Source organism: Bacillus sp. AP50, from assembly GCF_040492675.1.
Classification (GTDB): domain Bacteria; phylum Bacillota; class Bacilli; order Bacillales; family Bacillaceae_G; genus Bacillus_A; species Bacillus_A cereus.
This window is the reverse complement of record NZ_JBEUTW010000759.1, coordinates 1-2,114: the sequence shown is the minus strand read 5'-3', so window position 1 is coordinate 2,114 and position 2,114 is coordinate 1. Positions and strand designations below refer to the sequence as shown.

Here is a 2,114-nt window from a genome sequence, read left to right as displayed (position 1 = left end):
ATATAATGCAACGTGTAAATACGATTGATATTAGTAATGTACTACAATTGGAAAAAACTCTTTCGACTTTATTAAATAAGATGATTTCTTCAAAACTAGACCTTGAAAATTGGTTAAAAGAGCAGTCAAAAGTAATTTGGGAAATCGAAGAACAATTAAGATCACATTACATCGCCTTTCAATGTAATACGGATGATGAAGAAATAAAGGGAACTTTTGAACATGATCAACAATTTGTAAAGCCTCTTTTAAAGCGGTACCAAAATTTATTGGATAATAAATATTTAGAGTCACCTTTTCGAATGGAATTAGATTCTAACGTATATGGTTTGTTAGATGCAAAAATAAAAAATGCTCAAAAGTTATTTTGTGAGGAAAATATCGAATTAGAAATACAGGAAGACAAATTAGTCACAGAGTACTTTGAAATCACTGGAGGATTAAGTGGAATTTGGGACGGAGAAGAAAAAACGATAACAGAATTACAATCCTATTTACAAGATTCGAATCGTGACATCCGTAAAAAGGCAAAAACTATTATTTCTGAACAATTTTTATCTGTTGAAAAAGAACTCCAAAACATATTAAATCAATTAATTGAAATTCGCCATCAAAAAGCAAAAAATATTCAACTAGAGAATTATCGCGATTATATGTTCAAAAAATACGAGCGTTTTGATTATTCAGCGAAAGATTGCTATGAACTAGCCGAATCCATACGTAAGTATGTTGTGCCTCTTAAAGATAAAATAATGCTAGAGAAAAAAGAAAAACTGCAAGTTGATACGCTTCGCCCGTGGGATGTATCAGCTGTAACTCCAGATCAAAAAGTGCTTAAACCTATTGCAAATGAAAATGATTTAATTGAAAAGAGCACTCATATCTTTAATAAACTAGATGTTGAATTTTCAGCACTTTTAAATCAAATGTATAAACACGATTGTCTTGATTTAACAAGCCGCAAAGGAAAAGCAGCTGGTGGCTTTTGTGAGTACTTACCAGCTTCACAATTATCTTTTATTTTTATGAACTTAAATTATACACAAGATGATATTATCACTTTTATACATGAAATGGGTCATAGCATTCATAACGAACTCATAAAACCATTAAAATTACGACAGTATATAGAAATTCCAGCTGAAACAGCTGAACTAGCCAGTATGACAATGGAATTATTCTCGCTTAATTATTGGGATACCTTCTATACAGACAAAAAAGATTTAAAACAAGCAAAAATTAACTTCTTTAAAGATGTTATTTCATATTTACCTGTCATGCTTATTGTTGATCAATTTCAACACTGGCTGTATGAAAATCCAAGTCATACTTCTGAAGAAAGAAATGAAAAATACTTGCAACTTCAAAAACATTTTCAGTCTAGCGTCATACATATTGATGGCTATGAAAACTGGATAGCAACGAGTTGGTTACCTGTACTCCATATTTTTGAAGTACCATTTTATTATATTGAATATGCGATCGCCCAACTTGGTGCATTACAAATGTATAAACAATATAAAGAGGATCCTAAGCAAGCACTAGAAAATTATAAAAAGGCATTATCACTAGGAAGCTCGCAACCTATAAAAGAAGTGTATAATGCAGCCGGTATTCGTTTTGATTTTTCTGGTGAAACAATTAAAGAACTAATGCTATTTGTAGAAAAAGAATTAGAATTACTTGAACAAATATAAGAAGAAAACTACATCTATATTTTAGGTGTAGTTTTCTTCTTTATTTTATTAATCAGTTCTATGTACTGAGTATCTCCATATCCGATTGTAGGAAAAAGATGAAACAACTTCTTTAATAATTCTTGAGTTGATAAATCTTTATTTTTAGAAATGAATTTCATTACTGCATTATCTTCTGTTAACATTTCTAAAAATAAGTCTATAGCCTGATACATTACAGGTGGTACCTTATGGGAGGTCTTTTTATGGTTTACTAATACTTCATTGTATATAGAAGAGTAATTCCCCAATTCAAGTTCAATTTGATTTACTTTAAATTCATCCTCTCTAAAGCTATTTAAGTATACCTTCCCTTCATAAGCAGACTGTTCAAGGTGAGAAAGTATGGTAAGTAGGTTCATTTGGCAAAACATATCT

Annotated in this window: 1 protein-coding gene and 1 pseudogene; one reads left to right on the top strand and one right to left on the bottom strand. The window is 30.4% G+C overall.

Translation table 11 applies throughout. The features are described from left to right. The first annotated feature begins 5 nt into the window (after positions 1-5). Positions 6-1,697, top strand: coding sequence for a M3 family oligoendopeptidase (locus ABWK52_RS29230; protein ID WP_098541283.1), 1,692 nt, complete (start codon positions 6-8; stop codon positions 1,695-1,697). 14 nt (positions 1,698-1,711) lie between these two features. Here the strand turns inward: ABWK52_RS29230 and ABWK52_RS29225 are convergent. Continuing rightward, a pseudogene (locus ABWK52_RS29225) lies at positions 1,712-2,114 on the bottom strand (AraC family transcriptional regulator); the annotation flags it as partial.